General features: G+C 69.3%; 24 protein-coding genes. 14 read left to right on the forward strand and 10 right to left on the reverse strand.

Annotated elements, in window-relative coordinates:
- A partial coding sequence (locus tag ACYP33_RS11950; protein ID WP_459621834.1) for a DoxX-like family protein occupies positions 1-537 on the forward strand: 537 nt, incomplete at its 5' end.
- Positions 534-1,004: a DUF2269 family protein gene (locus ACYP33_RS11955; protein WP_414446686.1), complete on the forward strand. Its 471-nt coding sequence runs from the start codon at positions 534-536 to the stop codon at positions 1,002-1,004. The genes ACYP33_RS11950 and ACYP33_RS11955, both read left to right, overlap by 4 nt.
- A gap of 191 nt (positions 1,005-1,195) precedes the next feature.
- Here the strand turns inward: ACYP33_RS11955 and proP are convergent, their stop codons facing one another.
- On the reverse strand, positions 1,196-2,734 hold the full coding sequence (gene proP, locus ACYP33_RS11960) for a glycine betaine/L-proline transporter ProP (protein WP_459621836.1): 1,539 nt from the start codon (positions 2,732-2,734) through the stop codon (positions 1,196-1,198).
- 578 nt (positions 2,735-3,312) lie between these two features.
- Between proP and ACYP33_RS11965 the strand changes: the two genes are divergently transcribed.
- The 3 genes from ACYP33_RS11965 to ACYP33_RS11975 all read left to right on the forward strand — a co-directional run bounded on the left by ACYP33_RS11965 (position 3,313) and on the right by ACYP33_RS11975 (position 7,284).
- Positions 3,313-4,404, forward strand: coding sequence for a GlxA family transcriptional regulator (locus ACYP33_RS11965; protein WP_459621838.1), 1,092 nt, complete (start codon positions 3,313-3,315; stop codon positions 4,402-4,404).
- A 406-nt stretch (positions 4,405-4,810) separates the two neighbouring features.
- Entirely contained in the window at positions 4,811-5,740 is a 930-nt protein-coding gene (locus ACYP33_RS11970) for a helix-turn-helix transcriptional regulator (protein ID WP_459621840.1), read from the forward strand.
- A 389-nt stretch (positions 5,741-6,129) separates the two neighbouring features.
- Entirely contained in the window at positions 6,130-7,284 is a 1,155-nt protein-coding gene (locus ACYP33_RS11975; protein ID WP_459621933.1) for a porin, read from the forward strand.
- A gap of 60 nt (positions 7,285-7,344) precedes the next feature.
- Here ACYP33_RS11975 and ACYP33_RS11980 read toward each other — a convergent pair whose 3' ends face one another.
- Positions 7,345-8,505: an NAD-dependent formate dehydrogenase gene (locus ACYP33_RS11980; protein ID WP_459621842.1), complete on the reverse strand. Its 1,161-nt coding sequence runs from the start codon at positions 8,503-8,505 to the stop codon at positions 7,345-7,347.
- Positions 8,506-8,720: 215 nt separating this feature from the next.
- Positions 8,721-9,506, reverse strand: a complete 786-nt coding sequence (locus ACYP33_RS11985; RefSeq protein WP_414440078.1) for an SDR family NAD(P)-dependent oxidoreductase — start codon at positions 9,504-9,506, stop codon at positions 8,721-8,723.
- A gap of 193 nt (positions 9,507-9,699) precedes the next feature.
- Between ACYP33_RS11985 and ACYP33_RS11990 the strand changes: the two genes are divergently transcribed.
- Positions 9,700-10,623, forward strand: coding sequence for an AraC family transcriptional regulator (locus tag ACYP33_RS11990; RefSeq protein ID WP_459621844.1), 924 nt, complete (start codon positions 9,700-9,702; stop codon positions 10,621-10,623).
- A 119-nt stretch (positions 10,624-10,742) separates the two neighbouring features.
- Here the strand turns inward: ACYP33_RS11990 and ACYP33_RS11995 are convergent, their stop codons facing one another.
- Complete coding sequence (locus tag ACYP33_RS11995) at positions 10,743-11,495, reverse strand: SDR family oxidoreductase (protein WP_459621846.1); 753 nt, start codon at positions 11,493-11,495, stop codon at positions 10,743-10,745.
- A gap of 554 nt (positions 11,496-12,049) precedes the next feature.
- Here ACYP33_RS11995 and ACYP33_RS12000 point away from each other — a divergent pair.
- Complete coding sequence (locus ACYP33_RS12000; RefSeq protein WP_459621848.1) at positions 12,050-13,636, forward strand: aldehyde dehydrogenase (NADP(+)); 1,587 nt, start codon at positions 12,050-12,052, stop codon at positions 13,634-13,636.
- A gap of 109 nt (positions 13,637-13,745) precedes the next feature.
- Here the strand turns inward: ACYP33_RS12000 and ACYP33_RS12005 are convergent, their stop codons facing one another.
- The 3 genes from ACYP33_RS12005 to ACYP33_RS12015 form a co-directional block, all read right to left on the reverse strand.
- Positions 13,746-14,147: a DUF3597 domain-containing protein gene (locus ACYP33_RS12005; RefSeq protein ID WP_459621850.1), complete on the reverse strand. Its 402-nt coding sequence runs from the start codon at positions 14,145-14,147 to the stop codon at positions 13,746-13,748.
- 157 nt (positions 14,148-14,304) lie between these two features.
- A complete protein-coding gene (locus ACYP33_RS12010) occupies positions 14,305-14,733 on the reverse strand; it encodes a hypothetical protein (RefSeq protein WP_459621852.1) in 429 nt (142 codons plus the stop codon).
- A 31-nt stretch (positions 14,734-14,764) separates the two neighbouring features.
- Positions 14,765-15,763, reverse strand: a complete 999-nt coding sequence (locus ACYP33_RS12015) for a LysR substrate-binding domain-containing protein (RefSeq protein ID WP_459621854.1) — start codon at positions 15,761-15,763, stop codon at positions 14,765-14,767.
- Positions 15,764-15,871: 108 nt separating this feature from the next.
- Between ACYP33_RS12015 and ydiJ the strand changes: the two genes are divergently transcribed.
- The 3 genes from ydiJ (at position 15,872) to ACYP33_RS12030 (ending at position 20,438) form a co-directional block, all read left to right on the forward strand.
- Positions 15,872-18,913 carry a D-2-hydroxyglutarate dehydrogenase YdiJ gene (gene ydiJ, locus ACYP33_RS12020; protein WP_459621856.1) on the forward strand — a complete coding sequence of 1,014 codons (3,042 nt, stop codon included), beginning with the start codon at positions 15,872-15,874 and terminating at the stop codon, positions 18,911-18,913.
- A 77-nt stretch (positions 18,914-18,990) separates the two neighbouring features.
- The gene (locus ACYP33_RS12025; protein ID WP_414449123.1) at positions 18,991-19,581 is read left to right on the forward strand and encodes a TetR/AcrR family transcriptional regulator; all 591 of its coding nucleotides are present in this window, start codon (positions 18,991-18,993) and stop codon (positions 19,579-19,581) included.
- Between the two features lie 116 nt (positions 19,582-19,697).
- Entirely contained in the window at positions 19,698-20,438 is a 741-nt protein-coding gene (locus ACYP33_RS12030; RefSeq protein WP_459621858.1) for a cysteine hydrolase family protein, read from the forward strand.
- 22 nt (positions 20,439-20,460) lie between these two features.
- On the opposite strand, the gene ACYP33_RS12035 is transcribed toward ACYP33_RS12030, so the two are convergent.
- Positions 20,461-21,624 carry a M20 aminoacylase family protein gene (locus ACYP33_RS12035; protein WP_459621860.1) on the reverse strand — a complete coding sequence of 388 codons (1,164 nt, stop codon included), beginning with the start codon at positions 21,622-21,624 and terminating at the stop codon, positions 20,461-20,463.
- A 155-nt stretch (positions 21,625-21,779) separates the two neighbouring features.
- On the opposite strand from ACYP33_RS12035, the gene ACYP33_RS12040 reads away from it, so the two are divergent.
- Positions 21,780-22,256, forward strand: coding sequence for an Lrp/AsnC family transcriptional regulator (locus ACYP33_RS12040; protein WP_459621862.1), 477 nt, complete (start codon positions 21,780-21,782; stop codon positions 22,254-22,256).
- A 210-nt stretch (positions 22,257-22,466) separates the two neighbouring features.
- Positions 22,467-22,898 (forward strand): organic hydroperoxide resistance protein, encoded by a 432-nt coding sequence (locus tag ACYP33_RS12045; RefSeq protein ID WP_414440090.1) that lies wholly within the window; start codon positions 22,467-22,469, stop codon positions 22,896-22,898.
- Between the two features lie 258 nt (positions 22,899-23,156).
- On the opposite strand, the gene ACYP33_RS12050 is transcribed toward ACYP33_RS12045, so the two are convergent.
- Positions 23,157-24,458: an aspartate aminotransferase family protein gene (locus tag ACYP33_RS12050; RefSeq protein ID WP_459621865.1), complete on the reverse strand. Its 1,302-nt coding sequence runs from the start codon at positions 24,456-24,458 to the stop codon at positions 23,157-23,159.
- Positions 24,459-24,585: 127 nt separating this feature from the next.
- On the opposite strand from ACYP33_RS12050, the gene ACYP33_RS12055 reads away from it, so the two are divergent.
- Positions 24,586-25,482, forward strand: coding sequence for a LysR substrate-binding domain-containing protein (locus ACYP33_RS12055; RefSeq protein ID WP_459621867.1), 897 nt, complete (start codon positions 24,586-24,588; stop codon positions 25,480-25,482).
- Positions 25,483-25,717: 235 nt separating this feature from the next.
- Positions 25,718-26,086 carry a hypothetical protein gene (locus ACYP33_RS12060; RefSeq protein WP_414449117.1) on the forward strand — a complete coding sequence of 123 codons (369 nt, stop codon included), beginning with the start codon at positions 25,718-25,720 and terminating at the stop codon, positions 26,084-26,086.
- A 28-nt stretch (positions 26,087-26,114) separates the two neighbouring features.
- Here the strand turns inward: ACYP33_RS12060 and ACYP33_RS12065 are convergent.
- The coding region (locus ACYP33_RS12065) for an aminotransferase class I/II-fold pyridoxal phosphate-dependent enzyme (RefSeq protein WP_459621869.1) at positions 26,115-26,604 on the reverse strand (490 nt) is incomplete at its 5' end.

Below are 26,604 nucleotides of genomic sequence, written 5' to 3' on the forward strand. Positions count from 1 at the left end.
TGCCTGCCCGGCGCGATGCTCGACCGCGACACCTGGACGATGCTCGCGAACGGCAACACCGCCAGTGCCGGCGGCACCGCGCGCCTGCTCGGCCGCCGCCCGCTCGGCCTGCCGCAAGGCGTGGCCGGGGCCGGGGCCGATGTGCAGCGCTTGCGCGCCGGCGCGCTTGCGGCGATCCGGCTGCCGCTGCTGCGCGGCGCGCTCGCGTTCGTGTGGCTCTGGACCGCCTGGGTCAGCGCGTTCGTGTTTCCGCGCGAGGCCAGCCTCGCGCGGCTCGGCGCGATGCACCTGCATGGTCTCGCCGCCACCGCCGCGCTGTACGGCGCCTGCGCGCTCGACGCCGGGCTCGGCCTGCTGACGCTGGCGCGGCCCGGCCGCCGCCTCTGGCTCGCCCAATTCGCGCTGGTGGCCGGCTATACCGCCGCCATCGCGCTGGCGCTGCCGGCTCAGTTCGCCGAACCGTTCGGCCCCCTGATCAAGAACGTGCCGATCCTCGCCATCCTGTTTCTGCTGATCCACGAATCGGACTTCTCATGAACGCCTATCTGATCGTCAAGACGCTGCATATCCTGTCCTCGGTGCTGATGGTCGGCACCGGCTTCGGTTCGGCGTTCTATCTGTTCTTCGCGAACCGCACGCGCTCGGTGCCGGCGATCGCGGCCGTCTCGCGGCTGGTGGTGCGCGCCGACTGGTGGTTCACCACGCCGGCCGTGCTGTTCCAGCCGGCCTCGGGCTTATGGCTCGCGCATCAGGCCGGCTGGCCGTGGCAGACGCCGTGGATCGTCGCCACGCTCGTGCTGTATGCGGTGGCCGCCGTGTGCTGGCTGCCGGTGGTCGGGATCCAGATCGAGATGGCGAAGCTCGCCACCACCGCGCACGCGGGCGGCGCGGCGATCCTGCCCGACGCCTACTGGCGCCACGCGAAGACCTGGGAGCGCCTCGGCTACCCGGCCTTCATCGCGATGCTGGCGGTGTATTTCCTGATGGTGGTAAAGCCGGGTTGAACCGGGGTTTGATCGGCGGGCCTCATCCGTCCTTCTCATCGGCCGGCCTGATTTGCCGGCCTGATTTGCCGACCTCACCCGCCCGCCTCATCTCCCGGCCTCAATCCGCCAAATGCATCCGACGGCATGATCTGCCGGCTTATCGTCCGGCCTCATGCACCGGACTGATTCGCGAACATCAGTCACCGGATTCACTTGCCCGCCAACCCGCGCACCGGCCGCCCACCGTCCATCGCCCCCGCCTCGCGCCGGAGCCGCACCGCCTCGGCCTGCGTCGCCACGCATGGCGCGGAGCCGGGCAACGGCTGGCCGGCGCTCTCGCGCGCGGCGAGCACCGAGATCGCACCGATCACCGCCGCGCCGATCAGGTAGTAGGCCGGCATCATCAGGTCGCCGGTGCGGCCGACCAGCCAGGCCGTGACCAGCGGCGTGGTACCGCCGAACAGCGACACCGACACGTTGAAGCCGATCGCCAGCGCGCTGTAGCGCACCCGCGTCGGGAACAGCGCCGGCAGCGCCGACGGCATCACCCCGCAGAAGCACGACAGCATCACGCCGAGCAGCATCATGCCGGCGAAGATCAGCGCGCCATGCCCGCTGCGCACCAGCAGCAGCGCGGGGATCGCCAGCACCGCCAGGCCGATGCAGCCGGCCAGCATCACCGGCCGCCGTCCGACGCGATCGGACAGCCAGCCCGCTGCCAGCGTCATCGGCATCATCAGCACCATCACCGCGAGCACCACCACCAGCCCGCGCGTCTCGTCGTAGTGCAGCGTGGCCGACAGGTAGTTCGGCAGATACGCGAGCGCCATGTAGTCGGTCACGTTGAAGATCAGCACCAGCCCCACGCACACCAGAAGCGCGCGCCACTGCCCGGCCAGCAGCGTGACCAGCGATTCGCGCGGGCGCGCACGTTCGAGCCGCTCGCGATGCTCGGCCTCCTTGCGGAACGCCGGCGTTTCCTCCAGCCGGGTGCGGATGTACAGGCCGATCAGGCCGAGCGGCCCGGCCACGAAGAACGGCACGCGCCAGCCCCAGTCGAGCATCTGCGCGGGGCTCAACAGCGAGGTCAGCGCCGTAACCGTGCCCGCACCGAGCAGATAGCCGGCCAACGTGCCGAACTCCAGGAAGCTGCCCATGAAGCCGCGATGGCGGTCGGCCGAAAACTCGGCGATGAAGGTGGCCGCCCCGCCGTATTCGCCACCCGTCGAGAAGCCCTGCACGAGCCGCGCGAGCAGCAGCAGCACCGGCGCGTAGATGCCGATCGACGCATACGACGGGATCAGGCCGATCGCGAACGTGCCGCAGGCCATCATGATCATGGTGGCGGCCAGCACGCGCTGGCGGCCGATGCGGTCGCCGAGCGGGCCGAACACCATGCCGCCGATCGGCCGCACCAGGAACGCGGCCGCGAACGTGCCGAAGGTGGCGATCAATTGCGCCGAGCCGCTCGTCGACGGGAAGAACACCTTGCCCAGCGTCACCGCGATATAGCTGTAGACGCCGAAATCGAACCACTCCATCGCGTTGCCGAGCGCCATCGCGCCCACCGCACGCTTGAGCAGCGCGCGGTCGACCACGGTCACGTCGTCATCGGCGAAGCCCGCCTCGCGCGGCGGCCGGCTTCGTGCGGCGGTGCGGTTGCCGGCGGCGGGCCGCCGGGGTGGGCCCGAAGGCGGGCTTGGGTGCTTGCCTGACGGCTTGCGGGTCGAGTGGGTCGAGTGGCTCAAGGGCTCGCTCCTGGGAGAAATGGCGATGTGCGCCGCGCGGCACGCGGCCTTGTCTCTCGTGCGGCGGCCGCACCGTGTCGCCCCGAAGCCGCGAGCAAGGCCACACCTCGCCTCCCTTCGCCTCGGCGCGACACGGGCCGGCCGGCCGCCATCGCCTGTTATCGGATACCGCATCGTGTCCGCCCGAGTGTGCGGGACGCGGCCCGCGCGATCCTGCCCCGATGCGCCCCGAAGCCGACAGGAAACGACAGCGTTCTCGCCCCGCTTCCGCGCGCCGGCGGCGCGCGACGCCCCGGCCGCGAAGGCGCCAGGCAACGGGCGAGGGAATGTGTCGGGAAATGGCAAGCGCCCGTCGAATTTCCTTGATCGCGGGCGCGCGTTTATCGCAATGATTCGGGGGTGACGCCGCGAACGAATGCCGCGGCAACGCCAGCCCGAAGCCGCCACGGCGCAAACCTGCCGCGCCGGCCGCCGACTGCCCTTGCGCGCCATGACAGGGCCGGGTCGAACCGGCCTTCGGGCAGGCGTCGTCACGCACGACCCAACCTCTGGCATCGGCCCGCGCCGATGTTGATTTCATGCCCGCACCCACGCTTCGCCACTTCGGTTTCCTGACGCTGCCGTCGTTTTCGATGATCGCGTTCTCCAGTGCAATCGAAGCGCTGCGCATGGCGAACTACGCCGATCGCAGCGAGCACTACAGCTGGACCGTCTACTCCACCGACGGCAACGCCGTGCCGGCCAGCAACGGCATGATCGCGCGGCCCACGCGGCAGCTCGATTTCACCGAGCCGCTGCCCGACCTGATGATCGTTTGCGGCGGCACCCAGGTGCGCGACGCCGTGGACGCCACCGTGATCCACGCGCTGCGCGAGCTGGCGCGGCGCGGCGTGCCGCTCGGCGGCATCTGCACGGGCGCCTATGCGTTGATGGCGAGCGGCCTGCTCGACGGCTATCGCGGCACCGTGCACTGGGAAAACCTGTCGGCGCTGCATGCCGAATTCCCGGCCGTGCAGATCGTCGACGAGCTGTTCGTGATCGACCGCGACCGCGTGACCTGCACCGGCGGCACCGCGCCGCTCGACCTGATGATCGGCATCATCGCGGCCGAGCGCAGCCAGGATCTGGCCACGCGCGTGTCCGAGCAGTTCGTGCTGCAGAGGATTCGCGGCGCGAGCGATCCGCAGCCGATTCCGGTCGACGCGCGGGTGGGCTTCTCGCGCGCCGAGCTGGTGGAGGCGGTGCGGCTCATGGAAGCGAACATCGAGGAGCCGCTGCCGCTGGCCGATCTCGCGCGGCTGATCGCGCTTTCCGAGCGGCAGATGCAGCGCATGTTCAAGCATTACCTGACCACCTCGCCCACCCATTACTACCTGTCGGTGCGGCTCAAGCACGCGCGCGAGATCCTGCGTAACAGCGACGTGTCGATCTCGCAGGTCACGTCCTTGTCGGGCTTCCGGTCGGCCTGCCATTTCAGCAAGGCCTATCGCGCGCAGTTCGGCCACGCGCCGAGCCAGGAGCGACGCGCGCCGAAAGCGGGGGCGGGGAAGGATGGCGCGCCGGCTGCGGCGAAAACCACGGCGAAGGGCCGCAAGCGCGCGGGCGGGCGCGATGGCGATGTTGCGGACGGCAATGTCAACGCGGCGGATGTTTGTGTGCCGCATGCGTGAGCACTCGCACGCCTGAACGCCGAATGCCTGCCGCCGCGCTCGGCTCTCCGCACGCCTGACAAGTTGAGCGTTGGGCGTTGGGCATCGGGCATCAGGCATCAGGCATCAGGCATCGGGCGGCGGGCGGCGAGCACCAAGCGCTGAACATTGAGCGTCGCGTCCTTGACGCCTCGCCATCCGAGCCCCAGCCCTCAGCCCCCGACCACTTGCCACCCGGCCCGCGCCGGAACCTCGCCCGGGCTCGATGACAGTTCCCCCACGGCACGCCAAGCGCCGCACAACTGTGCTGCTTTTTGCGCTCACAAGCTGACGCCGCCCTCGCCCGCGATCCGCTTCTATCCTGCATGTCGATGCGCTGCCGAGCCGCCGGCCCGGTTCACGGCCGCGCGCGACCCAGGAGACGACGATGCCGACCGCCCCCCGCGACGCGCTTGCCCCATCGCACACCCAGCACGCACCGCCCGGACTACCCACCGACGAACAACGCTGGCGCGAGATGCCCCTCCCGCCTGCCACCGTCCTGCCCGCGATCGCGCCCCGGCCGCCGGCCGGCATCGTGATCGGCCACTGGCTCGACCGCCGGATTCGCTGGCGCGAGCTGGTCGCACCGGTGCTCGCGCGCCATTACACGATCAGCCTGCTGCTCGGCGCGGCCACCGTCGATTGCTACAAGAACGGCCGCCTGCTCGAACGCGGCACGGGCGGCCCCGGCGGCGTGCAACTGACCGCGCCCGGCGAATCGGTGCAATGCCGGTTTCGCGGCGAGAACGAGGCCTTGCACGTGTTCGTGCCGGCCGCACTGATCGATGCCGAATACAGCGCGGCCAGCGGCTCGGCCGCGCCGCCGCGCCTGGAAGATCCGGGCTTTCGCGTCGATCCGGTGCTGGCGCCGCTCGCGCGCCAACTGGCCGGCTACGACCGCGCAACGGCCGGAAAGCATGACCAATTGCTGGCCGGCATCCTGCGCCATGTGCTGACGCGCTATGCGCGTGAACCGGGCAGCGCGTGCGCGGGCTTGTCGGCGCCGCGCCTGCGGCGCGTGTTCGATTACGTCGAGGCGAACCTGGCCGAGCCGATCACGCTGCACGACATCGCGCGCCACGCCGGCCTGAGCCGCATGCACTTCGCGGCGCAGTTCCGGCTGGCGACCGGGCTGTCGCCGCATGCATTTCTGACTCAGCGCCGCATCGAGCAGGCCAAGCGGCTGTTGCGCGACGGGCTGCCGATCGTCGAGGCCGCGCTCGCCAGCGGCTTCCCCGGGCAGGCGCATTTCACGACGGTGTTTCGCGAGTTGACCGGCACCACGCCAGGCCGCTGGCGCACGCAGATGGCATGACCGGCTGACGCGCATCGGGGGCGACTAGCACACGGCGACGGCGGCACGTCGCCGCCTGTGGCGAAACGACCTCGAAAATTCGGAAAGCTTGAATTCCGTCGCATTGAACAATGGCGTCGCAGTACGTTTCGCATGGGGATGCGTCGACTTCACGGCGCGCCTGAAATTTAAAATACCCCTTGTTTTACAGGATCCCCGTCGATTCCAAGACGAATCCTCCGGAATCCGAACCGTTCCCGCACCCTCCAGCATCGCATCGAATCGCCTGCCTCAGCGCCGTTCGTGCGCTCGCTGATTTGCATATCGCCAAGCATCGCTTAGGTACGCGAATCGTCCCGCCTAGCATGGCGATCCCGTTGACTTTTCGTGCCCTGCACGCCCACGCCGCCATGCTGAACCGCTTCCTTCCCGCCACCCTCGCGCTCGCCGGCCTCGCGCTGCTGAGTCCCACGGCGCATGCGCAATCGAGCGTCGCGCTGTACGGCATCATCGATACCGGCATCACCTACACCAACAACCAGCACGGCAACGCGGCCTTCCAGTCCACCGCCAGCAACATCAACGGCACGCGCTGGGGCATCCAGGGGCAGGAGGATCTGGGCGGCGGCTGGCAGGCGATCTTCAAGCTCGAAAACGGCTTCAGCATCGATAGCGGCGCGCTCGGCCAGAACGGTCGGCTGTTCGGCCGGCAATCGTTCGTCGGGCTGTCGCGCAAGGGGGTCGGCGCGCTCACGGCGGGCCGGCAATACGACGTGGTGGTGGATTACCTCGGGCCGCTCGCGCTGACCGGCACCTCGTACGGCGGCATCCATTTCACGCACCCGTACGACAACGACAATCTCGACAGTTCGTTTCGGATTGCCAACTCCGTGAAGTTCGAGACGGCCAGCCTCGGCGGCTGGCGTTTCGGCGCGCTGTACGGCTTCTCGAACGAGGCGGGCCAGTTCGCCGACAATCGTGCGGCCAGCTTCGGCACGCAGTACACCTATGGCGACTTCACGTTCGCGGCGGCCTACCTCGAACTCGACAACGCCGGCTCGAACGCGATCGACAACGCCTCGGGCGCGGTAGCCAGCGACGCCACCTTCACCGCCGGCCGCCAGCGCACCTGGGGCGCGGGCGCGCACTACGGGTTCGGACGCGGCGCGATCGGCGCGCTGTTCACGCAAACGCGCCTGCGCAACGCCAGCGGCATCGGCGCCTACGCGTCGGGCACCACCAGCGGCATCGCGCTGACCAACGGCGCGGCGCATTTCACCAATCTCGAACTGAACGCGCGCTATGCGCTGACGGGCGCCGTCACGCTGGTGGCCGCCTACACGTTCACCGACGGCCAGCTCGACGGCCGCAGCCCGAAATGGCAGCAGGCGAACCTGCTGGCCGTCTACAGCTTCTCGAAGCGCACCAACGTGTATCTGCAGGCCGTGTATCAGCACGTGAGCGGCATGGACGGCACCAACATCGGCGCGGGCATCACCGGCCTCGCGCAGTCCAGCGCGAAGGAACAGGTGGCGACCACCCTCGGCATTCGCCATTTTTTCTGACCGGCCGCACGCGCAGCGCGGCCGGTGGCGTCACATGTCCGGATCGAGCACGGATCAGACTCAGTCGAGCTTGTACGACCCCGCGCCGGTGCCGGCCAGCGCACCGCCGTCGACGATCAGGTATTCCGGGCGGATCGCCTGCTTGCCGAAGAAGCATTGCAGGATCTCCAGCGTGCCCGCCGCGTAGCGATGCTGCGCCGACAGCGAACTGCCCGAGATATGCGGCGTCATCCCTTCGTACGGCATGCGCCGCCACGGATGATCGACCGGCGCGGGCTGCGGATACCACACGTCGCCCGCATAACCGGCCAGCTTGCCCGATTCGACCGCGCGCACCACGGCGTCGCGGTCGCACAGCTTGCCGCGCGCGGTGTTGATCAGGTAAGCGCCGCGCTTGACGCGCTCGAACATCCGGTCGTCGAACATGTGCTCGGTGGACGGATAGAGCGGGCTTTGCAGGTTGATCACGTCGCACACCTCGACCAGCGATTGCGGCGTCTCGTGATACGTCAGGCCCAGTTCGCGCTCGATCTCGTTCGACAGGCGATGCGGGTCGTAGTAATGCAGCTTCACGTCGAACGGCTTCAGGCGGCGCAGTACCGCCAGCCCGATGCGGCCCGCGCCGATCGTGCCGAACTGCATGCCTTCGAGGTCGTAGCTGCGGCTCACGCAATCGGCGATGTTCCAGCCGCCATTGACCGCGTACTGGTGCGACGGCAGGTAATTGCGCACCAGCGACAGCGTCATCATCACCACATGCTCGGCCACGCTGATGCTGTTCGAGAACGTCACTTCGGCCACCGTCACGCCGTGCTCGGCCGCGGCCTTCAGATCGACGTGATCCGAGCCGATGCCGGCCGTCACCGCGAGCTTGAGCTTCTTGGCGCGGGCGATGCGCTCGGGCGTCAGGTACGCGGGCCAGAACGGTTGCGAGATCACGATGTCGGCGTCGGACAGATGGCGGTCGAAGTTCGAATCGGCGCCATCCTTGTCGCTCGTCACGATCAGTTCGTGGCCCTGACTTTCGAGCCAGGCGCGCAAGCCCAGTTCGCCCGACACGCAGCCCAGCAACTCGCCCGGACGAAAGCCCAGCTCGCCCTTCGGCGACGGCACCGTCTGCCCGTTCGGGTAGCGCTCGATCTTCGGAATGTCGTCGCGTGCGTAGGCCGGCGGGTAGCCGGTGACGGGATCGGGATAGAGAACGCAAAGTACCTTGGCCATCTGAATCTCTCCTGGTTTATGGGCCGTTGCAGTGCCTGTCTGCAAGGTGAAACCAGTCTGCCAAGTTCGGATGCCTGAAAATTCCGGAATCGCACGGTTTCCGCCGTGCGTTCGCCGCGCGTCGAAACGGCATCGCCCGCCGTGGCCGGTCATGCTGCACCGGTCGCGGCGGGCGATACGGGTTCGGTACTGCTAACCAAACCGATTCGATTCGATCAGAGCAGCATGCCGCCCGACGCCTCGATGCGCTGCGCGTTGACCCAGCGGTTGTCGTCGGCCAGCAGCGACGCGATCAGCGGGCCGATGTCGCCGGCCTGACCGACGCGGCCGAGCGGCGTCATCTCCGAGATGCGGCGGTTCAGTTCGGGGTTATCGCGCACCATGCCGCCGCTGAAATCGGTGGCGATCGCACCGGGCGCCACCGTGTTCACGACGATGCCGCGCTCGCCGAGTTCGCGCGCCAGGTAGCGCGTCAGCACTTCCACCGCGCCCTTCATCGACGCATACGCGCTGCTGCCCGGGAACGAGAAGCGCGTCAGGCCCGACGAGATGTTGACGATGCGCCCGCCGTCGTTGAGCAGCGGCAGCAGCGTTTGGGTCAGGAAGAACACGCCCTTGAAGTGGACGTTGTAGAGCGCGTCGAGATCGGCCTCGGTCACGCTCGCGAACGGCGCGTGATGCGAGGTGCCCGCGTTGTTGACCAGATAATCGAAGCGCGGCTGGCCGAGTTGCGCGAGCGCCTCGCTCACCTTGCCGGCGAATGCCGCGAACGCGCCGGTGTTGCCGGTGTCGAGTTGCAGCGCGATCGCGCGGCGGCCGAGCGCGGCCACTTCGGCCACGACCTTGTCGGCTTCGGCCGAGTTCGAATGCCAGGTGAAGATCGAATCGACGCCGCGCCGCGCCAGGTTGACGACCGTGTCGCGGCCGAGGCCACGGCTGCCGCCCGTGACGATGGCGATCTTGCCGGCTTGCGCGGCGACGGGGGATGTTTGCTGGGACATGAGGACCTCGAATCGAGTGAAGGGAACACGAGATCCATCGTACGGCCGGCCCCGGGCCGCGGTGAATGTCGGAAATCGACAAATTCTTGCCTGATCCTGCTCGATCGCGCAGCGTCGGCCGGCTTGCCGTTATGCTGGCGTGACGCGCTGCCCGCGCCGCCCGACCGGCTCCCCTGCCCGCCAAGGACGCACGATGAAAACCCAAGCCCTGCTCGAGGTGGTCCGTCACCATATCGACCGCCAACCCGCCGCCCACGTATATCGCACCGCGATCGACAGCATGCTGATCACGCGCGCCACCGAGGATCGCCCGCAAAGCCACCTGCTGTTCCGGCCGGCGCTGTGCATCGCGTTGCAGGGCGCGAAGCGCACCACGTTCGGCACGCGCGATTACCTGTATCGCGCCGGCGAGGCGCTGGTGGTCAGCGTGGAGATGCCGGCCGTCGGCCAGATCGTTCAGGGAACCGAAGCAAAGCCCGCGATCGCGCTCGTGATCGGGCTGGACATGACGGTGATGCGCGGCGTGCTCGACAGCTTCGAGGCGCCGCCGCCCGCGCGCGATCACGCGGGGCCGGGGGTGTTCGTCGAATCGCTGCGGCCCGAGCTGGCCGAATGCGCCGCGCGCGCGGTGCGCATGCTCGACACGCCGCATGCAATTCCCGTGCTGTATCCCGGCATCATGCGCGAGCTGTGCTACTGGCTGCTGGCCGGGCCGAACGGCGGCGAGATCGTCGGCATGCTGCTCGCCAACGGGCAGGCCGGGCGCGTGGTGCGCGCGGTGCATGCGCTGCGCGACCGCTTCGACAGCGCGATCAGCATCGACGAACTGGCGCAACTGGCGCGCATGAGCCCGTCGGCGTTTCATCGGCAGTTCAAGGCGCTGACGTCGATGACGCCGCTCCAATATCAGAAGCAGCTACGGCTGCTCGAAGCGCGGCGCATGATCGCCAGCGATGCGGTCAAGGTCGAGGAGGCGGCGTTCAAGGTGGGCTATGAAAGCGCCTCGCAGTTCAGCCGGGAATATTCGCGGATGTTCGGCACGCCGCCCAAGCGCGATGCGGCGGTGTCGATGGCGGCGCGGCGCGAGGGGCGCGGCGTGGAGGCGGGCGTGGTGTGAGGCGGCGCGGAACGCGGCGGCCGGGGCGTTCGGCCACCGGGCCGCGTTCTGCGCTCGGCGCGGTTCGCTCGACGCGGCGAGTTCAACGCCGTCGGTTCATTGCGTCGCGCCCACCGCCCTCACAGCTCCCGCACGTCCGTCACCGCCTCCGCTCCGAATCCCTCTCCCAACGCGTAATCGAGCAACTTGCGCGCCGCATCGTCGGGCGTCGTCAATGCACCGCTGGCCTTCAGTTGTTCGAAGCGTTCGAGTTGCGGGAAGCGCGCGGCGTCGGTGCCGCGAATGGTCGCCTGCATGTCGGTATCCACCACGCCCGGCGCGACGCTCGCGATACGCAGCGGCCCGTTCGCGTCGAGCGCCACGGCGCGCGCGTGATGGTCGAGCGCGGCCTTGGTCGCGCAATACACGCTCCAGCCGGCATAGGCATTGCGCGCCGCGCCGCTCGACACATGCACGATGCGCCGCTCCAGCGCGCCGCCGCCGAGCTTCGCCACGGCGCTCGCGAGCATCAGCGGCGCGGTCACGTTCAGGCCGACGGCCAGCGCGATCGCCTCGGGCGTTTGCGTCGCGAGCGGGCCGATCGGCTCGACGGCGCCCGCGTTGTTGATCAGCAGCACGCAGCGCGCGCCTTGCGCGAAGCGTTCGAGCGCGCCGTTCGCGAGCCAAGCGGCGAGCTTCGCGGGATCGGACAGGTCGAGCGCCACTTGCGCGAAGCGCTCGCCGAATTGCGCCGCCAGGTGCGGATGCTCGCCGCGCGACACGCCGAGCACGGCCGCGCCGCGTTCCAGCAGTTGCGTGGCGAGCGCGGCGCCGAGGCCGCGCGTGTGGCCGGTGACAATGGCGCGAATCGGGGGCAGGGAGGAATCGGTCATGGGGATCTCGGTCGGGATTGGGGAAAGTGCGCTGGCTTGCGGAAAACGCGCCGGGCGGCACGCGGGCAGGCCGTTATCGTAACGACGCGCCGCGCGAGCGGCAATCGCGCGCAGCGGCGCAAGCTTTCTGAAAACCAGTGCCGCCTCGCGTCACGGCTGGGCGACGACCGCACCGCGACCGCTCTATCGCCGCCTCACCGCCGCTCTACCGCCGCTTCACTGCCGCATCACCGCCGTCTCACCTGCCGTCTCATCTGCCATCTCACTCCCTGCCTCACTTGCTGCCTCACTCGCTGCCTCCCCCGCCGCCTCACCCGCCGCCTCACCGCCGCCTCACCGCCGCCTCACCCGCCGCGCCACCTTCGGCGCGCTTTTCCCACCGCGAGTAAGATGCCGCTTGCCGCCGATCACCCGCCCCGCCGCCTTCCCTGGCCGGCTCGCGATCGCCCGGCACGCGCCGGCGTCCGCCGGCCCGGCGCGGCTCCGATCCCGCGCACGGCGCCCGTTCGCCGCGCCGCGCGCCCCGAATCACCGACTCGCAGGAGATTGACGCAATGACGCAAGACATCACCGGAAACATGTTGATCGGCGCCGCCTCGGTGCGCGGCACGCAGGGCACGCTGCGCGCCTTCGTGCCGGCCACCGGCCAGGAGATCGAGCCCGAATTCGGCGCCGGCGGCGCGGACGACGTCGATCGCGCCTGCCGCCTGGCCGACGCCGCGTTCGACACGTTCCGCAACGCCCCGCTCGACACGCGCGCCGCGCTGCTGGAAAAGATCGCCGAACGCATCGAGGCGCTCGGCCCGACGCTGATCGAACGCCTGCATCTGGAAACGGCGCTGCCGATGGCGCGTCTCGAAGGCGAGCGCGCCCGCACCTGCGGCCAGTTGCGTCTGTTCGCGACGGTGGTGCGCGCCGGCCGCTGGCTCGACGCCACGCTCGATTCCGCGCTGCCCGAGCGCAAGCCGCTGCCGCGCTCGGACCTGCGCGCGCGCAAGATCCCGGTCGGCCCGGTGGCGGTGTTCGGTGCCAGCAACTTCCCGCTCGCGTTCTCGGTGGCGGGCGGCGACACGGCGTCGGCGCTGGCGGCCGGCTGCCCGGTGGTGGCCAAGGCGCACGAGGCGCACCTCGGCGGCTCGGAACTGGTGGGCCGCGCGATCCAGCAGGCGGTGGCCGAGGTGGGCCTGCCCGAAGGCGTGTTCTCGCTCGTGATCGGCAAGGGCAACACGGTGGGCGAGGCGCTGGTCGCGCATCCGGCGATCAAGTCGGTGGGCTTCACCGGCTCGCGCCGCGGCGGCCTCGCGCTGACCGCGATCGCGGCCAAGCGCGCCGAACCGATCCCCGTGCACGCGGAAATGAGCAGCATCAACCCGGTGCTCCTGATGCCGGCCGCGCTCAAGCAACGCGGCGCGCAGATCGCGCAGGGCTTCGTCGATTCGCTGGCGCTCGGCGCGGGCCAGTTCTGCACCAATCCGGGCCTGATCCTCGCGATCGCCGGCCCCGAACTCGACGCGTTCGTGGCCGACGCCTCGGCCGCCATCGCGGCCAAGCAGGCCCAGCCGATGCTGTCGGCCGGCATCGCCGCCACCTATCGCCGCCAGATCGACGAGCGCGCGCAGCAGCCGGATGTGGCGCAAGTGGCGAGCGGCATCGCCGACGCCAATGTCTGCACGGCGCTGCCGGTGCTGTATCGCACCACCGCCGCCGCGTTCGCCGCGAATCACGGCCTGGCCGACGAAATCTTCGGGCCGACCTCGATCGTGGTGGCCTGCCGCGACGAGGCCGAACTGCTCGGCATCCTCGACGGCATCGAAGGCCAGTTGACGGCCACGCTGCTGCTCGATCCGGCCGACTACCCGGCCGCCAGGCGCCTGCTGCCGGTGCTGGAGCGCAAGGTCGGGCGGATTCTCGCGAACGGCTATCCGACCGGCGTCGAGGTATGCCATGCGATGGTGCACGGCGGCCCGTTCCCGGCCACGTCCGATTCGCGCACCACCTCGGTCGGCACGCTGGCGATCGATCGCTTCCTGCGCCCGGTCTGCTATCAGGACCTGCCGGCCGAACTGCTGCCCGAAGCACTGCAGGACGCCAACCCGCTCGGCCTCTGGCGCCTGCGCGACGGCGAACTCGTGAAGCAGTGACGCCGGCCCGCTCGCGGGCGCGCTTGTCATGAAAAAAGGGCCGACGCGCTGCCGCGTCGGCCCTTACTCATTCGTGTGGTGCTGCCGGTGAAAATCGGCAGCGCGCCGCTCAGTTCGCCAGATCGTCCGGCAGCTTGCCGCCGTTGGCCGCGAGCGCCTGCATCAGCTTCTTGTGCAGCCAGATGTTCATGCTGGCCGAATCGTTGGTGTCGCCGTCGTATTTCAGTTCCGCCGCGAGCTGCTTGCGGTGGTCGAGGCTGCTGTCCACGCCGAGCGCCTTCAGGGTGTCGACGATCGACACGCGCCAGTTCAGCGTCTGCCCGCTTTCGCTGACGAGCTGGTCGAGCACGGCCGCCACGTCCACGTCGGACAGCGGGGCCGGCGCCGGGGCGGCGTCGGGTGCGGCGGCCTGGGCCGCTGCGGGATCGGGTTGCGGTGCCGCGGCGGGCGGCGCCTGATCCGGCTTGGCCTTGCCGAACAGCTTGTTCACGATATCGCCAAAGATGCTCATGGTCGTGCTCCGGTTGGTTCGTGAAAACAGAACACGCGCGACCGGACCGGCCGCGCGTTCCCGCGCCATGGTAACCGCAATGCCATGACGAAACTGTCAAAAGTCGTAAGCGTGCGGCGGTGCGTACCGCTGTATCGCGCGTTGTGTGCGCTACCGCTCAAAAGTGGATTCGGCACGAATCGGCCGGCATCGCGAACCAGGCGAGCGTCGCGGCCACGAGGTAGATCAGCAGCGCGGCGATCCAGACCTGCGTGCCGGTCACGCGCCACGCCACCCGGCGGCGCAGCACGGCCACCAGGCCGACCCACGCCGCGAGGCCGAGCAGCGCGACCGGTGCGTTTTCGAGCGCGCCGCCCACGCCGATCACGGCGAACATGACGGTCCAGCCGGCCGCGAGACCGAGATCGCGGCACTGCCCCGTCATCACGCCGAAGCCGCCGGCCAGCGCCACGGCGATCAACGCCAGCAACAGCAGCAGGCTCGACAGCAGCAGGTGGCGGCGGCGCGGCGGCTGCGTTTCCATCGTCGCCGGTTCGCCCAGGGCTGCCGGAGAAAGCGGTGCATCGGATTCGGTCGGTTCGGTCATCGAGGCTCCTTCAGCCGGATCGGGATGTCGCTCAATGGGCGGCCAGATCGGCCAGCAGCCAGTCGCGAAACGCCACGAGCACCGTATGCTGCGCCACGCGCGGCGGATAGACAAGAAAGTAGGCGCGCGAACTGGGCACCGGCGCGAACGGGCTGACGAGCCGCCCGTCGCGCAACTCCTCCTCCACCAGCATGCGCGGCACGAGCGCCACGCCGACCCCGGCGATCACGGCCTGGATCAGATGCGAGGTCAGCTCGAAGCTGGGGCCGGGGCGCAGCGCGTCGTGCGGCACGCCCTGCGCCTCGCACCAGACCCGCCCCGCATCGGGAAAGCTGCGCACGCGCAGCAGCGCGAGTTTGGCCAACTGCGTGGCCAACTGGGTAGCCAACTTCCCGGCCAACGGCGCAGCCAACGGGGCCGCCGACCGCGCGGCCGGCCGGTCGGCGCTCGACGCGGCGCGGCGTTTCGCTCGGCCGCCGCGCGCTTGCCACGCCGCCGGCAACGCGGCCGGGCTGCCGACCAGCACCAGTTCCTCGTCGTGCAGCCGATGCGCGATCAGTTCGGGCCAGCGGCCGTCGCCCACGGCGATCGCCGCGTCGAGGTCCATCGCCGTGAAATCCACCGGGCCGATCCGCGAATGCAGGTCGATCTGCCAGGACGGATGCGCCTGATAGAAGCGCGGCAGGCGCGGCATCAGCCATTTCGCGCCGAAGGTCGGCAGCGTGGCCACGCGCAGTTGCGTGGCCGGCGCGGTGGAAGCCAGCACGCGCAGCGTCGCATCGCGGATGCGCGCGAGCGCGTCGCCCAGCTCGGCCATGTAGGCGCGCCCGGCGTCGGTCGGTGCGATCCGCTTGCCCTCGCGCACGAACAGCGTCACGTCGAGCATCGCCTCCAGCGCCTGCACCTGCCGGCTGACGGCGCTTTGCGTCAGCGCCAGCTCCTCGGCCGCGCGCGTGAAGCTCTGGTGCCGCGCCGAGGCCTCGAACGCCAGCAGCAGCGACATCGACGGCGTGAGTTTCCGGTAATTCATTCATAAACCTCATGATCTGCCCGACGAACATACGTTTGCCGAGGCGCGCCGCGACCGCGACAATGAGGCTCCACGATACCGAAATCGCGCCGTTCCGGCGACGCCCTCATGACCATCGCCCGGCTCCCCACCGCTACCGCCTCCGCGTCCGCCATCGATCCCTTCCTGCATGCATTGCATGCGGCCGGCTTCGAGGGCGAGATCGACCGCAGCGACGCCACGCGCACCGTGCTCGCCACCGACAACTCGATCTACCAGCGCCGCCCCGCGGCCGCGCTGTTCCCGCGCCACGCCGAAGACGTGGCGCGCATCGCGCGGCTGCTCGGCGAGCCGCGCTTTCGCGAGGTGGCCGTCGCGCCGCGCGGCGGCGGCACCGGCACCAACGGGCAATCGCTGACCGAAGGCATCGTGGTGGACCTGTCGCGCCACATGAACCGGATTCTCGCGATCGATCCGGTCGCGCGCACCGCGCGGGTCGAGGCCGGCGTGGTCAAGGATCAGCTCAACGCCGAACTGAAGCGGCACGGCCTGTTCTTCGCGCCGGAGCTGTCCACGTCGAACCGCGCCACCCTCGGCGGCATGATCAGCACCGACGCGAGCGGCCAGGGCAGTTGCACCTACGGCAAGACACGCGACCACGTGCTCGCGCTCGACACCGTGCTGATCGGCGGCGAACGGCTGTCGAGCGCACCCGTGGACGACGCCGAGCTCGACGCGCTGTGCCGCCGCGACGATGCGATCGGCCGGGTTCATCGCACCGCGCACGGCATCCATACGCGCGAGGCCGAACGCATTCGCACGCAATTCCCCGCGCTGAACCGCTGCCTGACCGGCTATGACCTCGCCCATCTGCGCGACGCGCAAGGCCGCTTCGACCTGAACAGCGTGCTGTGCGGCTCGGAAGGCACGCTCGGCTTCGTGGTGGAGGCCACGCTGAACGTGCTGCCGGAGCCGAAGCACGCGATGCTCGTCAACATTCGCTACCCGGCGTTCATGGATGCGCTGCGCGATGCGCGCGCGCTGCTCGAACATCGCCCGCTGTCGATCGAAACCGTCGATTCGACGGTGCTGGCACTGGCGCGCGAGGACATCGTCTGGCAGAGCGTGGCCGAATTCTTCCCGGCCGCCGACGCTTCGCAGGACGAAGCGAACAGCATCAACCTGGTCGAATTCAGCGGCGACGACGCCGCCGAGGTGCGCGCCCGGGTAGCCGCGTTCGTCGCGCATCTCCAGGCCGACCGGCAGGTGACGCGGCTCGGCCATACGATCGCCGACGGCGAGGCGGCCGTGCGGCGCGTGTACGCGATGCGCAAGCGCGCGGTGGGCCTGCTCGGCAACGCGCGCGGCGAGGCGCGCCCGCAACCGTTCGTCGAGGATACGGCCGTGCCGCCCGAGCATCTGGCCGACTACATCGCCGAATTCCGCGCGCTGCTCGACGGCCATGGCCTGCGCTACGGCATGTTCGGCCACGTGGATGCCGGCGTGCTGCACGTGCGCCCCGCGCTCGACCTGCGCGACCCGGCGCAGGCCGCGCTGGTGCGGCCGATCTCGGACGCGGTGGCTGCGCTGACGCGCCGCTACGGCGGGCTGCTGTGGGGCGAGCACGGCAAGGGCGTGCGCTCCGAATACGTGCCCGAGTATTTCGGCCCGCTCTACCCGGCCTTGCAGCAACTGAAGGCCGCGTTCGATCCGCACAACCAACTGAACCCCGGCAAGATCGCCACGCCGGCCGGCAGCGAGGCCACACTGCTGCGCATCGACACCACCACGCTGCGCGGCGAACTCGACCGGCGCATCGACGAACGCGTCTGGCAGGCCAACTCGGACGCCGTGCATTGCAACGGCAACGGCGCCTGCTACAACTTCGATCCCGACGACGCGATGTGTCCGTCGTGGAAGGCGACGCGCGAGCGCGTGCAGTCGCCCAAGGGCCGCGCCTCGCTGATGCGCGAATGGCTGCGCCGGCAGACCGAGGCCGGCGTGGATCTCGCCGCCGAGCCGCGCGCCGCCGCGCTGCCGGTACGCGCGCTCAACAGCCTGCGCCGGCGCGGCGGCGAAGCCGATTTCTCGCATGAGGTGTATGACGCGATGGCCGGCTGCCTCGCCTGCAAGTCGTGCGCGGGGCAGTGCCCGGTGAAGGTCGGCGTGCCCGAGTTCCGCTCGCGCTTCCTGGCGCGCTATCACACGCGCTACCTGCGGCCGCTGCGCGATCACCTGATCGGCTCGCTCGAATTCACGCTGCCGCGCGTGGCCGCCGTGCCGGGCCTGCCGCGCCTCTACAACGCCGTGTTGCGCACCGCGCCCGTGGCGGCGCTGATCGAGCGCGCCGCGGGCATCGTCGATGCGCCCGCGCTGCACGACGCCGCGTGGCCCGAAGCGCTGCGCGCGGCGCGGGCCGAAACGGCCACCCCGCAACGGCTGGCCGCGCTGTCCGAGGCCGAACGCGCGCGCAGCGTGATCGTCGTGCAGGACGCGTTCACGCGCTATTTCGAAACGCCGGTGGCGGCGGCCTGGCTCGCGCTTGTGCACACGCTCGACTATCGCGTGTTCGTCGCGCCGTTCCTGCCGAACGGCAAGCCGCTGCATGTGCAGGGGTTCCTGCCGCGCTTCGCGCGCACCGCCCGGCGCAACGCGGCGCATCTGGCCGCGTTGGCCGGCAGCGGCATCGCGCTGGTCGGCCTCGATCCGGCCATGACGCTCGTCTATCGTCAGGAATACCAAAAGATCGACGGGATCGGCACGGTGCCCGAGGTGCTGCTGCCGCAGGAGTGGCTGATTCACGCGTTGCGCGCGCAACCACCGCGCGCGGCGCCAGCGCAGGCGTTCCGGCTGCTGCCGCATTGCACCGAGCGCACCAACGCGAGCGCCGCCGCCGCGCTGTGGCAGCCGGTGTTCGAGGCGGCCGGCCTCGCGCTGCGGATGCCGGCCAGCGGCTGTTGCGGGATGTCGGGCACCTACGGCCACGAGGCGCGCAACCGCGCCACCTCGGCCACGATCTTCTCGCAATCGTGGGCCCGGCACGTGGCCGCCGAAGCCGAGGGCGAATTGCTCGCCACCGGCTATTCGTGCCGCTGCCAGACCGAGCGGCTGACCGGGCAGCGCCTGCGCCATCCGGTCGAAGTGCTGCTGGCGCTTTATCGCCAGGCGTGATGGCGTGCGATTGACAGCGAATAGATGACCGGTTATCTTGCTACGCATTCCACCGCCACCGGTCATCGCCGTCCATCATGCCGCGCCCGCCCAATCCCGAAGTTCGTCTCCGCCTGATCTCCACGGGCCAGCGCGTCGTGCACGAGCTGGGCTTCAACGGCTGCGCGGTGCAGGACATCGCCGAGGCGGCCAGCGTGCCGAAAGGCTCGTTCTACAACTACTTCGACAGCAAGGAAGCGTTCGCGGGCGAGATCCTCGATGCCTACTGGCAGTCGATCGAAACGCGCCACGCCGCCGTGCTGCGCGAAGGCCGCGGCAAGCCGCTGGCCCGCGTGCGCCGCTTCTTCCGGCAACTGACCGACGATCACCGCGCCTCGGGCTTCACGCTCGGCTGCCTGATCGGCAACCTCTCGCTCGAACTGTCGGCCTCCAACGACGACGCGCGCCGCACCGCGCTGCGCCTGCTCGAACGCTGGCAGGCGCTGCTGGCCGATTGTTTGCGCGAAGCGCAGGCGCAAGGCGAGATCGATGCCGGCAGCGATCCGGACGAGCTGGCCGCGATCCTGGTCGAAAGCTACGAAGGCGCCGTCATGCGCAGCAAGGTCGAGCGCAACGGCAAGGCCTGCGAACGATTCGAGAAGGTCGTGCTCGCCCGCTTGCTGGGGTGAGCTTTTTTTTGGCTCAATAATAAGGTGACTGGTCATTTATTTTCATGACACACGACCGGTCGCCATTGCTCGCTGTCCCCTGTCGTCTAGAACCTTTCCCTGCCCTGGAGCTTCGCATGAATCACGCAACGCAACTGCCACGCAACCCCGCCTACGACGATCCCGCCGAGCCGGGCCTGCCCGCCACCGGCTTCCAGTTCGACCGCAGCAAGGCCGCGCTCGTGGTGGTCGATCCGCAGAACGATTTCCTGAGCCCGTCGGGCGTGACCTGGCCGCTGGTGGGCGAGAGCATCGTCGAGAACGGCACGGTGGGCCACCTCGAAACCTTGTTCAGGACGGCGAAGCAGGCCGGCATCGTGGTGGCCGTCTCGCCGCACTATTACTACCCGTGCGACCACGGCTGGCATTTCGGCGGCCCGCTCGAAAAGGCCATGCACGCGATCGGCATGTTCGCGCGCAAGGGGCCGACTTCGCTGGAAGGTTTCGAGAATTCGGGCGCCGATTTCCTCGACGCCTACAAGCCGTACATCCTCGACGGCGAAACCATCATCACCTCGCCGCACAAGGTGTACGGCCCCGAAACCAACGATCTGGTGCTGCAATTGCGCAAGCGCGGCGTCTCGCAGGTGCTGCTCGCGGGCATGGCCGCGAACCTGTGCATCGAATCGCATCTGCGCGAATTGATCGAGCAGGGTTTCGAGGTGGTGGTGGTGCGCGATGCGACGGCCGGCCCGCGCGTGCCCGAAGGCGACGGCTATCTGGCCGCAATGATCAACTACCGCTTCCTCGCGCATGCGCTGTGGACCACGGCGCAGACGGTCGAGGCGCTGGGGGCGACCGAGGCCGCGCCGCGCTGACCGTTCGGCACGACGTTGCGATTCAAGCGCGCGGCAAGGCCAGCCGCGCGATTTCCGCGAAGTAGCGCGCGCCCACCGGCAGGATCGCGTCGTTGAAATCGTAGGACGCGTTGTGCAGCGGCGTGCCGCCCTCGCCGGCGGCCTCGCCGTTGCCGATGAACACGAAGTTGCCGGGCACCGCCTGCAGGAACGCGCCGAAATCCTCGGAGATCATCATCGGCTGCACGTCCGGATCGACGGCCGCCGCACCGGCCACGCGCGTGGCCGCCTCGACGGCGAGCGCCACATAGGCCTCCGAATTGACGGTGGGCGCGAACTCGTGCGTGTAGTCGAATTCGCACTGCGCGCCGTGCGCACGGCAAATCCCCTCGCTGATCTCGCGCATGCGGGCCGCCAGCATCGCCTGCACGTCGTTCGCATAACTACGCGTATCGCCCTTGATCGTCACGGTCGACGGGATCACGTTGCGCAGCCCGTCGGTGATGAATTCGGTGCAGGAGATCACCGCCTGCAGGCCCGGATCGAGATTGCGCGACACGATCGTCTGGAGCGCCAGCACGATCTGCGAGGCGATCACGATCGGATCGACGCCCATCTGCGGGCGCGCCGCGTGCGTGCCACGCCCGCGCACGCGAATCACGAAGTTGTCCTCGCTCGCCATGATGCCGCCCGCGCGCGTCGCGAACGAACCGGCCGGCATGCCCGGCATGTTGTGCGCGCCGAACATCGCCTCCACCGGAAAGCGCTCGAACAGGCCGTCGGCCATCATCGCCTTGGCGCCGCGCCCGTGCTCCTCGGCGGGCTGGAACACGAAGCGCACGATACCGTCGAAATCGCGCCGCTCGGCCAGCAGTTGCGCCGCGCCGAGCACCATCGACATGTGGCCGTCGTGGCCGCACGCATGCATCTTGCCCGGCACGCACGACGCGTAGGCGCGGCCCGGCGCCTGCTCGGCAATATTCAGCGCGTCCATCTCGGCGCGGATGCCGATCGCGCGCGTGCCGCTGCCCGCGCGCAGGTTCGCCACCAGCCCGGTGCCGCCGATGCCGCGATGCACCTCCATGCCGAGCGCGCCAAGGATCGCGGCCACGCGATCCGAGGTCCGCACTTCCTCGAAGCCGGTTTCCGGGTAGCGATGGAATTGCTGGCGCCAGCCGGCCAGCGTGTCTTGCAGTGAACGTTCCATGGGGTGGGTCCTCGATGCGTCGGGCGGATTGATGGCTTGTGAGTCCTGCACAGGTTGAGCACAATAATATTTCTGCGCGCGGCGAATTCCGTCGCTTTATCGTGCGCGTCCACGCAATTTTTTATCGATTCCGGGCGATCCCGCCCTCCCTCCCGATGACCTCGCCCCTCGACACCTACGACCGCAAGCTGCTGGCCGAGATCCAGCGCGACGCGCAAACGCCGCAGAACGAACTCGGCACGCGCGTCAATCTCTCCACGGCGGCGGTCAACCGCCGCCTGCGCCGCCTGGCCGACGACGGCGTGATCGAACGCTATACGGCCATCGTTTCGCCCGAGAAAACCGGGCATCCGCTGACGATCGTGGTCAACGTGGAAGTGGAGAGCGAGCAGATCGACCAGCTCGACGCGATGAAGCGCAGCTTCGCGCGCTGCCCGCAGATCCAGCAGTGCTATTACGTGGCCGGCGAATGGGATTTCGTGCTGATCCTCTCGGTCAGGCACATGGAGCAGTACAACGAACTGACGCGCCAGTTGTTCTTCGCGAACAACAACGTCAAGCGCTTCAAGACGCTGGTCAGCATGGATCGCGTGAAGGTGGGGCTCGATGTGCCGGTGGGCGAGGAGACGTGAAGGCAAGCGCAGGCGGCGGGTCCGGGCCTTGCTGTCCGGCGTGGTCGACTAGACCGGGCGGTCTTGCCGGCGCTGGTGTGCGCCTCCGGACACCGGCAGGCCGCGCCGCCCACGGCGCTGGACGAAACCGCGGGCGCCGCCTACCATGGGCGGCGCTTGAATGAACACCGCTTTCCCACTCGTTTTGCCAACCCGAGACAGGAGCAGCCCATGTCAGTCGATGCAAAGTACAAAACCACCGCCACCGCGAGCGGTGGCGGCCGTGACGGCAAGACCGAACTCGCCGACGGCACGATGGCCCTGCAGCTCACGGTGCCGAAGGAACTCGGCGGCCCCGGCGGCGATGGCGCCAACCCCGAGAAGCTGTTCGCGCTCGGTTATTCGGCCTGCTACCTCGGCGCGATGCGCGTCGCGTCCCAGCAAACCAAGATCAAGGTGCCCGATGGCACGACCGTCACCGCGACGATCGGCATCGGCCCGCGCTCGGAAGGCGGCTTCGGCATCACGGCTGAACTCGACGTGTTCCTGCCCGGCCTGCCCGAAGCCGACGCGGCAAAGCTGACCGAAGTCACCCACACGATCTGCCCGTACTCGAACGCGATCAAGGCCAGCGTCGACGTGAAGACGACCACGCACGGCTGACCACCCGCGCCCTCTTCGGGCGCAACGCACACGGGGCGGCAACCTTCGCGGGTTGCCGCCCCCGTTTCGTTTTGAAGCCGGGCGTTTGCGAGCGGGTCGCTTTCCGAGCCGTTCACTTGTGAGCCGTCCGTTTTGCGCCTCGTTCGTTTCCGCCCCGCTCAAGCCGGTTCAGCTTGCGATCCAGTGGTTTGCGAACCGGTCACTCGTAAGCCGCTCGCTTCCGCCCCGCTCAGCACGGCTCAAACCCCCACCTCGACTTCAAATCGCCTTTTCGATCGCCTTGCCGAGCAGATCGATGCCGAGATCGATTTCCGCCTCGCTGACCGTCAGCGGCGGCGCGATCCGGAACACCCCGCCCATGCCCGGCAACTGCACGATGTTCATGCTGAGGCCGAGGTTCATGCATTCGCGCGTGATCTTCGCGCCGAGCCCGTCGGCCGGCTCCTTGCTGCGGCGATCCTTGACCACTTCCATGCCGAGCAGCAGCCCGCGCCCGCGCACGTCGCCGATGCAGTCGAAGCGCTCCATCAGGCCCAGCAGGCCGTTGCGCAGCCGCTCGCCCATCCGGTTGGCGCGCTCGACCAACCCGTCGCGCGCCACCACGTCGAGCACGCGCAGGCCCACCGCGGCCGGCAGCGGATCGGACACGTGCGTCGTGTAGAACAGATAGCCGCGTTCGTGCGCGCGTTCCTCGATCTCGGCCGAGGTAACCACGGCGGCCAGCGGCAGGCCCGCGCCGAGCGTTTTCGACAGCGTCAGGATGTCGGGCGTCACGCCGTCGCGCTCGAACGCGAACATCGTGCCGGTGCGGCCGACGCCGGTTTGCGCCTCGTCGAGGATCAGCAACATGCCGCGCTCCTCGCACTTGCGCTTGAGCGCCGCCAGATAGCCGGGCGGCAGATCGATGATGCCGCCCGAGCTGAGGATCGGCTCCGCGATGAACGCCGCCAGGTTGCCGCTCGACTGGCGGTCGATCAGGTCGAACGCGTAATCGAGTTCGGCCAGATAGTCGTACTGGCCGTTGCGCTCGAAGCGCGGGCGATACGTGAACGGCGCCGGAATCGCGAACGAGCCCACCGCCGCCGGCCCCACGCCCTTGCGCCCCGCGCTGTAGGTGGCCGAGGCGGCATGGCCGGTCATGCCGTGCCACGACTGCGCGAAACCGACCACCTCGTACTTGCCGGTCACGAGCTTGGCCATGCGGATCGCCGCCTCGTTCGATTCGGCGCCGGTGCTCAACAGCAGCGCGCGGTCAAGGCCGGGCGGCGTGATGTCGGCGAGCCGCGTCGCCAGGTCCACCACCGGCCGCGACAGCATCCCGCTGAACAGGTGGTCGAGCTTGCCTGCGTATTCGTTGATCACCGAGACGATCTCGGGATGGCTGTGGCCCAGCACCGCGCTCATCTGGCCCGACGTGAAATCGAGGATCGCGCGGCCGTCCGCGTCGTACACGAAGCTGCCCTGCGCGCGCTCGATGATCATCGGTTCGAACGTGCCGCCGTAGCGGATCAGATGCTGCTTCGCCTGTTGCCAGAATTTCTCGTCTTGGTTGCGGGACACGGTGGCGCTCCTGACTGGGTTCATCGATGAATCGGATGACTTGCAGTCTAGAGGCCGATCTGGTTTTATAGAATCTAATAGTTTTAATGCCAGATAGAAGAATGGCTAATACCATGGAGTTCCGCCCGTGAGCCAGACGCTCGATATCGATCTGTTGCGCAGCTTCGTCGCGATCGCCGAGGTTCGCACGCTGAGTCGCGCGGCCGAACGCGTGGGCCGCACGCAATCGGCGCTGAGTCAGCAATTGCGCCGGCTCGAGGACACCGTCGATCAACCGCTGTTCCAGCGCACCGGGCGCGGCGTGGTGCTGACCCACCCCGGCGAACGGCTGCTGGCGCACGCGCAGCGAATCCTGCGGCTGCACGACGAGGCGCTGGCCGACCTGTCGGGCAAGGGGCTGTCGGGCACGATCCGCTTCGGCTGCCCCGACGATTACGCCACCGTGTTCCTGCCGCCGTTGCTGCGGCAGTTCTCGGTCCTGCATCCGCACGCGCAGGTCGAGGTGTTCTGCGCGCCCACGCCGCGCCTGCGCGAGCGGCTCGGCAAGCGCGTGCTCGATCTCGCGCTGGTGTCGGTGCCGGATGCGGCCGCGGCTCGGGCCGATGCCGGCGCCGGTCACGCGGATCTGGACGGCGACGCGATCATCCGCCGCGAGCCGTTGGTCTGGATCGGCTATCCGGGTCTCGCGCCGGCCGATTTCGATCCGCTGCCGCTGGCGCTGTCCGACCCCGACACGCTCGACCACCTCGCCGCCCGCGACGCGCTGCAACGCGCCGGCCGCGCGTACCGGATCGCCTACGCGAGCAGCAGCCTGGCCGGGCTGACGGCGCTGGTGCGCTCGGGGCAGGCGTTCGCCGTGATCACGCAGACTGCCGTGCCTCCCGACCTGGCGATCCTCGGCGGCGACCCGGGCCTGCCCGCGCTGCCGGCCGTGGCGATCACGCTGAAGCTGGCGAAGGCCGCGCCCTCGCCGCTGGTGGCGGCGTTCGCCGAGCATATCCGGGGGATGTTGCCGGGGTTGTGAGCGGGTGCTGTGGATGCGGTGCTGGCTTGGCGGTTCGGACCAATCGACCAACCCGCCGACATGCGGCATTGCGCCGCATTTATACCGAATCCGGCCACACGGCGTCTGCCGACGCAGCCAACCGGCCTTCCGCGCAGGCGCTTTTCGATAGACTGTGCGGATTCGCGCGCGGCGACTTCGGCCCAGAGCATCGCCAGCCGGGCCGCCGCGCGCTCCCGATCCACAGGAATGTCAGATGAAGCAAGCCGTCTTGTCCCTGGCCGTCGCGTGCTGTGTCGCGCTGCCGGCCCTCCCGTCCCATGCCCAGGCGTTCGACGACCATTGTTTCGCGGTCGGCGACGTGGCCGCGCAGATCTCCGGTTGGCGCAAGCGTCACAAGACCAAGGCGCAAGCGCTCGCGCAATCGCACAAGTACTACGGCAACGGCCCCGACGCGCAGGCGGTGGACGACGCGATCGAGACGATCTACAGCGCGCCCACGCTGCCGAACCCCGATCAGGCGACCATGATGGTCACGCAAAATTGCCTGAAGAAGAAGCGCCAGGCGCAGAACGACGCAGCAGCACCGGCCCCCGCCCCGGCCGCCTCCGCCCCCCGTCCCTGACCTCCCCTGACGGCGGTACGCCCCGCCCTCACCCCGCCTCGTCGTCACCGGCCAGCACACGCGCCAGCGTGCGCCCCGCGTAGCGCGCCTGCGCCAGCGTCAGCGCCGTGTAGCCGACCAGCACGGCCGGCGGCAGCCGCGCCTCGCGGCAATAGTCGCCGAGCGCCTGCAACGCGATGCCGTTCGCTGCCGCCGCGCGCACGAAGGCCCGCTCGTCACGCGCCGGATCGAGCCACAGCACGAAATGGAACCCGGCCTGTTCGCCCGACACGACGTAGCGCCCGGCCGCGCCCGGCTCGGCCGACAGCCGGGCCAGCACGGCGTCGCGGCGCTGCTGGTAGGCCTGCCGGCTCGCGCGCAGGTGCCGCGCGAAGCCGCCGCTGCCGATGAAGCCCGCCAGCGCACGCTGCTCGATCGCGCCCACCGGCCGGCCGGTCGCCGCCAGCAACGCGGCGAGCCGCTCGCGCAGCGCCGCCGGCGCCACCACGAAACCGATCCGCAAGCCGGCGAACAAGGTC

This window comes from Burkholderia sp. 3C, from assembly GCF_054589155.1.

Bases quoted from the DNA above. Each gene is read 5' to 3' on its own strand.
- ACYP33_RS11955 (WP_414446686.1), top strand. From the start codon at position 534: ATGAACGCCTATCTGATCGTCAAGACGCTGCATATCCTGTCCTCGGTG.
- ACYP33_RS11965 (WP_459621838.1), top strand. From the start codon at position 3,313: ATGCCCGCACCCACGCTTCGCCACTTCGGTTTCCTGACGCTGCCGTCG.
- ACYP33_RS11970 (WP_459621840.1), top strand. From the start codon at position 4,811: ATGCCGACCGCCCCCCGCGACGCGCTTGCCCCATCGCACACCCAGCAC.
- ACYP33_RS11975 (WP_459621933.1), top strand. From the start codon at position 6,130: ATGCTGAACCGCTTCCTTCCCGCCACCCTCGCGCTCGCCGGCCTCGCG.
- ACYP33_RS11980 (WP_459621842.1), bottom strand. From the start codon at position 8,505: ATGGCCAAGGTACTTTGCGTTCTCTATCCCGATCCCGTCACCGGCTAC.
- ACYP33_RS11985 (WP_414440078.1), bottom strand. From the start codon at position 9,506: ATGTCCCAGCAAACATCCCCCGTCGCCGCGCAAGCCGGCAAGATCGCC.
- ACYP33_RS11990 (WP_459621844.1), top strand. From the start codon at position 9,700: ATGAAAACCCAAGCCCTGCTCGAGGTGGTCCGTCACCATATCGACCGC.
- ACYP33_RS11995 (WP_459621846.1), bottom strand. From the start codon at position 11,495: ATGACCGATTCCTCCCTGCCCCCGATTCGCGCCATTGTCACCGGCCAC.
- ACYP33_RS12000 (WP_459621848.1), top strand. From the start codon at position 12,050: ATGACGCAAGACATCACCGGAAACATGTTGATCGGCGCCGCCTCGGTG.
- ACYP33_RS12005 (WP_459621850.1), bottom strand. From the start codon at position 14,147: ATGAGCATCTTTGGCGATATCGTGAACAAGCTGTTCGGCAAGGCCAAG.
- ACYP33_RS12010 (WP_459621852.1), bottom strand. From the start codon at position 14,733: ATGACCGAACCGACCGAATCCGATGCACCGCTTTCTCCGGCAGCCCTG.
- ACYP33_RS12015 (WP_459621854.1), bottom strand. From the start codon at position 15,763: ATGAATTACCGGAAACTCACGCCGTCGATGTCGCTGCTGCTGGCGTTC.
- ydiJ (WP_459621856.1), top strand. From the start codon at position 15,872: ATGACCATCGCCCGGCTCCCCACCGCTACCGCCTCCGCGTCCGCCATC.
- ACYP33_RS12025 (WP_414449123.1), top strand. From the start codon at position 18,991: ATGCCGCGCCCGCCCAATCCCGAAGTTCGTCTCCGCCTGATCTCCACG.
- ACYP33_RS12030 (WP_459621858.1), top strand. From the start codon at position 19,698: ATGAATCACGCAACGCAACTGCCACGCAACCCCGCCTACGACGATCCC.
- ACYP33_RS12035 (WP_459621860.1), bottom strand. From the start codon at position 21,624: ATGGAACGTTCACTGCAAGACACGCTGGCCGGCTGGCGCCAGCAATTC.
- ACYP33_RS12040 (WP_459621862.1), top strand. From the start codon at position 21,780: ATGACCTCGCCCCTCGACACCTACGACCGCAAGCTGCTGGCCGAGATC.
- ACYP33_RS12045 (WP_414440090.1), top strand. From the start codon at position 22,467: ATGTCAGTCGATGCAAAGTACAAAACCACCGCCACCGCGAGCGGTGGC.
- ACYP33_RS12060 (WP_414449117.1), top strand. From the start codon at position 25,718: ATGAAGCAAGCCGTCTTGTCCCTGGCCGTCGCGTGCTGTGTCGCGCTG.